Below are 6,466 nucleotides of genomic sequence, written 5' to 3'. Positions count from 1 at the left end.
CCAGCCCCCAGGCGCCCAGCGTCGGGCTTTCCCAGTCATCCTCGACAAAGCGGATATCGTGCAGCTTCGCGTCCAACCCGATGGCGGCCAGCGATTGAAGGTAGAGCTCCTGAATATTGGCGGGGGAGGGCTTTAAGATCACCTGGAACTGATAATAGTGCTGCAGCCGATTGGGATTTTCACCATAGCGCCCGTCGGTCGGCCGGCGTGATGGCTGCACATAAGCCGCGTTCCACGGTTTCGGCCCCAGCGCCCGCAGGGTGGTCGCGGTGTGAAACGTTCCCGCGCCCATCTGCATGTCATAGGGCTGCAGGATCACACAGCCCTGATCGGCCCAGAAATTCTGCAGGGTCAGGATCAGGCCCTGAAACGAATTTCTGGGGTCCATGTGGGGCTTGTGCAGCTCAGCCATATTTGTTCCGGATAACGCCGTTGTTGAAAGCGGCGCGACCGTAGTTGTGCCGCCATCCAAGGTCAAGCGCGACAGGCTATTCCTTGCCCGGGCGATAAACCCCGTCTTCGCCGCGCTCCAGCGTCACCACGCCTCCCGATTTCAGCTCGGCCTTGTTGCGCTCGATCTGGGCCTTGCGTTTTTCCTGGGCGCGCGAGTCGTCCTCGGCGAATTTCTTGCGCCAGTCGCGCACGATAGAGCGCAGCCCGATCCCGATCAGCAGCGCCAGCAGAATGGTGACGAGTGTCGATATTCCCATGGTTACAATCCCAGCCGCGACCAGGCTTCCCGGTCCTCGATCTTGGCCATCACATCCGCGGCGACATCTCCGCTCGCCGATAGCCCGAAATTGGGCAATTGCAGCAGGCTCTTCTTTGGTGCAATCGATTTGATCGTCACCTCCTTGCCAAACCGCTCACGCAACGTGCCGTGCAGATCACCCAGGCTGTCGACCAGCCCCATCGCCAGCCCGCGTTTCGCCGTCCAGAACTCGCCGGTATAAACCTCTTCGTCGGCCAGAGTAATCTTGGAGGCCCGCCGCGATTTCACATGGTCGATGAACACCTCGTGGATATCGAGCTCCAGCTGCTTGATGCGCGCGACGTCCTCGGGCTTTTCGGGCAGGAAGGGATCGAGCGTCGATTTGTTCTTGCCCGCCGTATAGAGCCGCCGGTCGATGCCCAGCTTGGCGATCGCATCGACAAACCCGAAGCTGGCCATGACCACCCCGATCGATCCCACCAGCGAGGAGGGGTCGGCAATGATCTCGTCGCCCGCCGAGGCAATGAAATACCCGCCCGATGCCGCCGCGTCCTCGACAAACACCAGAACCCTTTTTTCATGCTGCTCGGCCAATTGCCGGATGCGCTGGGCAATCAGGCGCGATTGCACGGGCGATCCGCCCGGCGAATTGACCACGATCGCCACCACCGGCGCTTTCTTGATCTTGAACGCTTTTTCCAGAAGCGGCGCCACCGAGGCGATGTTGAGCCGGCCCAGCTTGAGATCCTGCGAGATGACCCCCTGCAGCCGGACAACGGGGATAACCGGCCCGCGATTGCCGAAAAACCTTTTGTACCAGGGACGCTTGGGAGCCTCGATCTGGCCGTCGGAAAATGCGGTCATCTTTGTCTCCCTTTTGGAAATGGGCTCTTGGCGAACGCCTTGGCTCTCATTTAGGCATTCATTTGCCGTCGTGCCAGTCCAACCGCGCCTCGCCGCGCAGGATCGATCGCACCGGCTCGGAAAAACCGTTGCCCGTCTCCCCATGCACGATCAATGGCGGCAACAGCGCCATTGGCGCCTTGCTGCCCTTGCATCCCCTGACCAGCACCCGGGTCGCTGCCATGCCGGGGCGCGGCGCTATGGGCAGAACGGCAATGGCGCCCATGCGCGAATTGAACGCTGCAAGAAGCTGGGGCAGGGCCTGCGCCAAATGGATAAAGATCACTTCGCCCTTTGCATGGGCGCACGAAACCGCGGTCCTTAACCAGCCCGAAACCTCCCCGTCTGTATGCCGCGCCGCCGCTCGCGCCGGGTCGGGCGCATGGGTGCCCGCGTCGAAAAACGGAGGATTGGCAATCACCACATCGAACTTGTCGGTGCCCAATCCCAATGCCTTGCGTTCGGCTCCGGTCGCCGTGGCGCTGATTTTCAGAATTGTTGCGCGTTCGGCAAAGCCATTGGCCTCTACATTGGCGGCGGCCAGCATCGCCATGTCGGCGTTGTTTTCGACAAGCGTCGCCTCCAGTCCATCATTGTGGGCCAGCGCACACAGTCCCGCCACGCCTGCACCTGCCCCCAGATCGAGCAATTGGCGCGCACCCTGGGGCAGGCTGGCGCCCAGGAGCACTGAGTCCAACCCGGCCCGAAACCCCTTTTCGGGCTGGGTTATGGACAATTTGCCGCCCAGAAACGCGTCGGCATCCTGCTGTTGGCGTTTTACAAATTCGGGCGGCTGGTTTACCGACATGGGCACAAGGTCCGGGTTGGTGTTCAGGCCAAAGTGGAATTTCACTCTTGCGGCGCGGGGCTGACAATAGAGTGTTTCGGTAATAAGTGGGTATTCCATATTCGGTCCGGAAGCGCGGTAACAAACAAGTGGGCTCCCGGTTCCCTTTTCGCGGAACCGGATCGCCTTGAAAAGCACTGTATCGGGAGGGCAATGGCCTCCTTGGGGAGTTTGAACGTCAATGGCGGTTGAAAATCTGGCGCCGAGACCTCTTGCCGACGCCTCGGCGGTAATCGACGATCTGATGGCTGCGACCGGGGATGGCATGGAGGCCGTCAACCGCCTCATCCTGTCGCGCTCCGACAGCCCCGTCGATATGGTCCCTGAAGTCGCCAACCATCTCATCGATGCCGGCGGCAAGCGCCTGCGCCCCATGCTTACGCTCGCCGCGTCCGCGCTGTTCGGCCGGGCCGGCGGCAATGAAATCCGCTTTGCCGCCGCCGTCGAATTTATGCACAACGCAACGCTGCTCCACGACGATGTGGTCGACGAAAGCGACATGCGCCGCGGCCGCCCTGCCGCGCGCACGATCTGGGGCAATCAGGCATCGGTTCTGGTGGGCGATTTCCTGCTCGGTCAGGCATTTTTGATGATGGTGGAATCCCGCGACATCGACGCGCTCGGCGTGCTCTCGCGTGCTGCAGCGGTCATTGCCGAGGGCGAAGTGTTCCAGCTTGCCAAGGCCGGCGATCTGTCCACCACGCCCGACGATTACGAAAAGATCATCCACGCCAAGACCGCCACGCTCTTTGAAGCGGCCACCGAAGTGGGCGCGATGGCCGGTGGTGCCGACACCGTCTCCCGCAAGGCGCTCGCCGCCTATGGCCGTGAATTGGGCATGGCCTTCCAGCTTGTCGATGACGTTCTCGATTACGGCGGCGCGCAAGGCGCTCTGGGCAAGAACACCGGCGACGATCTGCGTGAAGGCAAAATGACCTTGCCCATCATCCTCGCCCTGCAGGCCGGCAGCGAAGCCGAGCGCGAGACGATCGGAAAGGCTCTGGGAAATCCTCAATCCGGGGAAACCGAACTGGCCGATATCCTGGCCATTTTCGCGCGTCACGATACATTGGCCCAGACCATGGCCAAAGCCGAACGCCACGCCGAAGCGGCCCGCGCCGCCCTTGCCAACATCCCCCAGACTGTCGAACGCGACATCCTGTTCGGCGTCCCCGAATTCTGCACCGCGCGCGCGTACTGACTTTCGGGGTCAGATCGCGGCGTCAGCGCTGACCACGCACAATCGCGGCAGATCACGACCGGTCGTTGGCTTATCTGGGCTCTTTATCGCCCATATGCTGCGAGAAAGACTCTGACGCCATCCCGCGCTTCCTTGCGCAGCGCTTCGGAGTCGGGAATGGCGTCGTCGCCCAAAAGCATCGCCTGGTTGAGCGGGGTCGACATCACCAGCCAGTTGAAATGCGACGCCGCAACCATCGAATCGTCAAACCTCAATAGTCCCTGCGCCTTAAGTGACTCGAACAGGTTGGCAAGGATTCCAATCGCCCGCAGTGGCCCGCGTTCGTAAAGAACGCGCGCCAATTCGGGAAACCTCGGCACTTCGCCGATCACCAGCCGCCGCAGTTGCATGATGCGTGGGTTGAGCACGATATAGAGCTGGCGAAAGGCATATTCCTCCAGATAGGCCGCCAGGTTCTCTGGATCGACCGGCGGTGCGTCTCCATGGACGCGGTCGCCCGTCCTGTCGGTCAGCGAAGACACGATCTCGATGAACAGGGCCTCCTTTGAGGAAAAGTGCTTATAGACGGTCTGTTTTGATACTGCCGAGTGCGCTGCGATCTCGTCCATATTGGTCCCGAGATAGCCGTTGATAAGAAATATCTCGGTCGCCGCTTCAAGGATTGCCTGCCGCTTGCGCGCCGAACGGGGCGCCGTCTCGATAGCCGTTCCTGAATTCGTTTCCGCCTTTGGCATCGTGTCTCGGCCATCCAAATCAGTTTGTGATTGACAGTACAGTACTGGACAGTCTAGTTCTTTGCAAGCCTTGTAGTACTGGACGGTCTAGTTCTAGGAGATCATGAAATGAGAAAGCTTGGATTATTGGCGACTCTGTTTGGAACGGGCCTCCTGATCAGTCCGCAGGGTGCCGTGGCGCAGGCGCCATCCGCCGAAGTTCCGATGACACCAACAGCAGAGATGACAATGACCCAATCCCCCAAGACCGGCACGCTGAAGGTTCCGGGCGCGACGCTCTATTACGAAAGCTGGGGCCATGGCCCCATGCTTCTCATCATTCCCGGCGGGCCGCAGGATGCCGGCGTTTTTGCCGATCTCGCCCGTGCGCTGGCGGACCGCTACACCGTTGTCGCTTACGACCCACGCGGCAATTCGCGCTCGACATTCGATGAGGCCATTCAGCCTCTCGACCTTGACATCCAGGCTGACGACGCTGCCGCGCTGATCGACGCGCTGGGGCAGGGGACGGCCTATGTCATGGGGACCAGTGGCGGCGCCCATATCGGGCTCAACCTCGCCGCACGCTATCCCGAAAAGGTCAAGGCGATTGTCGCCCACGAGCCTCCGTCCACGATGCTGCTCGAGGATCCCACCGAGGCAATTGCCTTCGATGAGGCGCTTCACACGACCTACAAAAGTGAGGGCGTTGAGGCTGCCATGGGAATGTTCTTTGGAGCCGCCGGCATGTCCGAGAGCTCCGAAGCGGACGCCGGGCCCGATTTCGATATGTCGCCCGAGGCCGCCGAAACCTTTGAGCGTGTCAGCGGCAATTTCGAATATTGGCTTGCCCACGCCATGTTGCCGCTCTCGCACTACACGCCTGACGTTGAAACGCTCAAGGCTGGCGCGCCGCGGGTGATTGTCGGCATCGGTGCGGATTCCAGGGGCAGCCCCATCGAGGAACTCAGCATGGCTCTCGTGAACGCGCTGGGCGTTCTTCCTGTCACATTCCCCGGCGATCATACGGGCTTTGAACCCCATGCCGAGGCATTCGCCGAAACCTTGCACCAGACGCTCGGCGCCAATTAGGGAGATAGCCAATGTACATTCAGTTTGCCGAACTGCCGGTCAGCGATCAGGATCGCGCCAAGGCGTTCTATACCGAAAGGCTCGGTTGCGAAGTGGCTGCGGACGCCCCGATGGGCGCCGATGGCTGGCGGTGGATCGAACTCAAATTCCCCGGGACGCAAACCAATCTGCACTTTGTCCGTCGCGAGAACGACACGCCCTCGGAGATGCCCGTCCTGGTGTTCGTTGCAGATGACGTGGCGGGCACCATCGAGGCGCTCCGCGTCAAGGGGGTCGAGATTGTCACCGAACCGCATGAGCCCACCTGGCAGCCCGGCCGAACCGTGGCCGAATTTCGCGACAGTGAAGGCAACCGCATGGTGATCGGTACGCCATAGGCGAAAATTCCCCAGAGTATGCGGCGAGACATAACTTGCCGCATATCGTTTGCACCGCAAAAACCCAGTGTTGCGGCGCGGCCATGGCCGCTCCCAATGGACTTTCGTCCCATCCCCTGCTACCGCTTCGCCAACATTCCAAAAGACCCGCCCAAGGCACCCCGACCATGCCCGAATTGCTGCTTGAGCTCTTTTCCGAGGAAATTCCCGCGCGCCTCCAACGCCGGGCCGCCGAGGACCTCAAGAAGTCCGTAACCGATGCTCTGGTCGAAAAAGGTCTTGTCTATGAAAGCGCCGGCGCATTCGCCACGCCGCGCCGCCTGGCGCTTACGGTAACGGGCCTTCCCGCAGCTTCCCCCGACACGCGCGAAGAGCGCAAGGGCCCCAAGGTCGGCGCCCCCCAGCAGGCGCTCGATGGCTTCCTGCGCGCCGCCGGGCTTTCCTCCATCGATGATGCCAAAATCCAGTCCGACGAAAAGAAGGGCGATTTCTACGTCGCGATAATCGAGAAAAAGGGCGCCCCCGCCATCGAGATTTTGCGCGACATTCTGCCCGTAACGGTAAAATCCTTCCCCTGGGGCAAGCCCATGCGTTGGGGGGCAGGGCGTCTTGAATGGGTCC

General features: G+C 61.2%; 9 protein-coding genes. 4 read left to right on the top strand and 5 right to left on the bottom strand.

Going from position 1 to position 6,466, the window contains the following annotated elements:
* From AACZ55_RS15110 to AACZ55_RS15095, 4 genes are all read right to left on the bottom strand, one after another.
* On the bottom strand, positions 1-412 hold a 412-nt coding region (locus AACZ55_RS15110; RefSeq protein WP_339647445.1), incomplete at its 3' end, for a glycine--tRNA ligase subunit alpha.
* 76 nt (positions 413-488) lie between these two features.
* Positions 489-710 carry a hypothetical protein gene (locus AACZ55_RS15105; protein WP_338607534.1) on the bottom strand — a complete coding sequence of 74 codons (222 nt, stop codon included), beginning with the start codon at positions 708-710 and terminating at the stop codon, positions 489-491.
* A gap of 2 nt (positions 711-712) precedes the next feature.
* A complete protein-coding gene (locus AACZ55_RS15100) occupies positions 713-1,576 on the bottom strand; it encodes a S49 family peptidase (RefSeq protein WP_339647442.1) in 864 nt (287 codons plus the stop codon).
* A 58-nt stretch (positions 1,577-1,634) separates the two neighbouring features.
* Positions 1,635-2,423, bottom strand: a complete 789-nt coding sequence (locus tag AACZ55_RS15095) for a methyltransferase (protein WP_339647441.1) — start codon at positions 2,421-2,423, stop codon at positions 1,635-1,637.
* A 220-nt stretch (positions 2,424-2,643) separates the two neighbouring features.
* Here AACZ55_RS15095 and AACZ55_RS15090 point away from each other — a divergent pair, with 220 nt between their 5' ends.
* Positions 2,644-3,663, top strand: coding sequence for a polyprenyl synthetase family protein (locus tag AACZ55_RS15090; RefSeq protein ID WP_338607531.1), 1,020 nt, complete (start codon positions 2,644-2,646; stop codon positions 3,661-3,663).
* 83 nt (positions 3,664-3,746) lie between these two features.
* Here the strand turns inward: AACZ55_RS15090 and AACZ55_RS15085 are convergent, their stop codons facing one another.
* The gene (locus tag AACZ55_RS15085) at positions 3,747-4,397 is read right to left on the bottom strand and encodes a TetR/AcrR family transcriptional regulator (protein WP_339647439.1); all 651 of its coding nucleotides are present in this window, start codon (positions 4,395-4,397) and stop codon (positions 3,747-3,749) included.
* A 228-nt stretch (positions 4,398-4,625) separates the two neighbouring features.
* On the opposite strand from AACZ55_RS15085, the gene AACZ55_RS15080 reads away from it, so the two are divergent.
* The 3 genes from AACZ55_RS15080 to AACZ55_RS15070 all read left to right on the top strand — a co-directional run.
* On the top strand, positions 4,626-5,468 hold the full coding sequence (locus AACZ55_RS15080; RefSeq protein ID WP_339647437.1) for an alpha/beta hydrolase: 843 nt from the start codon (positions 4,626-4,628) through the stop codon (positions 5,466-5,468).
* 11 nt (positions 5,469-5,479) lie between these two features.
* Positions 5,480-5,845 (top strand): VOC family protein, encoded by a 366-nt coding sequence (locus AACZ55_RS15075; protein WP_339647435.1) that lies wholly within the window; start codon positions 5,480-5,482, stop codon positions 5,843-5,845.
* 167 nt (positions 5,846-6,012) lie between these two features.
* Positions 6,013-6,466: glycine--tRNA ligase subunit beta (locus AACZ55_RS15070; protein ID WP_339647433.1), on the top strand; the 454-nt coding region annotated here is incomplete at its 3' end.

Origin of the sequence: uncultured Pelagibacterium sp. (assembly GCF_963972885.1) — a bacterium.
Taxonomy (GTDB): Bacteria; Pseudomonadota; Alphaproteobacteria; order Rhizobiales; family Devosiaceae; genus Pelagibacterium; species Pelagibacterium nitratireducens.
Note: the sequence above shows the minus strand (reverse complement) of the source record. Positions and strands in the feature narration are given on the sequence as shown.

What these genes read in the sequence shown, in the direction of transcription:
- AACZ55_RS15105 (WP_338607534.1), bottom strand. Translation starts at nt 710, where the DNA reads ATGGGAATATCGACACTCGTCACCATTCTGCTGGCGCTGCTGATCGGG.
- AACZ55_RS15100 (WP_339647442.1), bottom strand. Translation starts at nt 1,576, where the DNA reads ATGACCGCATTTTCCGACGGCCAGATCGAGGCTCCCAAGCGTCCCTGG.
- AACZ55_RS15095 (WP_339647441.1), bottom strand. Translation starts at nt 2,423, where the DNA reads ATGTCGGTAAACCAGCCGCCCGAATTTGTAAAACGCCAACAGCAGGAT.
- AACZ55_RS15090 (WP_338607531.1), top strand. Translation starts at nt 2,644, where the DNA reads ATGGCGGTTGAAAATCTGGCGCCGAGACCTCTTGCCGACGCCTCGGCG.
- AACZ55_RS15085 (WP_339647439.1), bottom strand. Translation starts at nt 4,397, where the DNA reads ATGCCAAAGGCGGAAACGAATTCAGGAACGGCTATCGAGACGGCGCCC.
- AACZ55_RS15080 (WP_339647437.1), top strand. Translation starts at nt 4,626, where the DNA reads ATGACCCAATCCCCCAAGACCGGCACGCTGAAGGTTCCGGGCGCGACG.
- AACZ55_RS15075 (WP_339647435.1), top strand. Translation starts at nt 5,480, where the DNA reads ATGTACATTCAGTTTGCCGAACTGCCGGTCAGCGATCAGGATCGCGCC.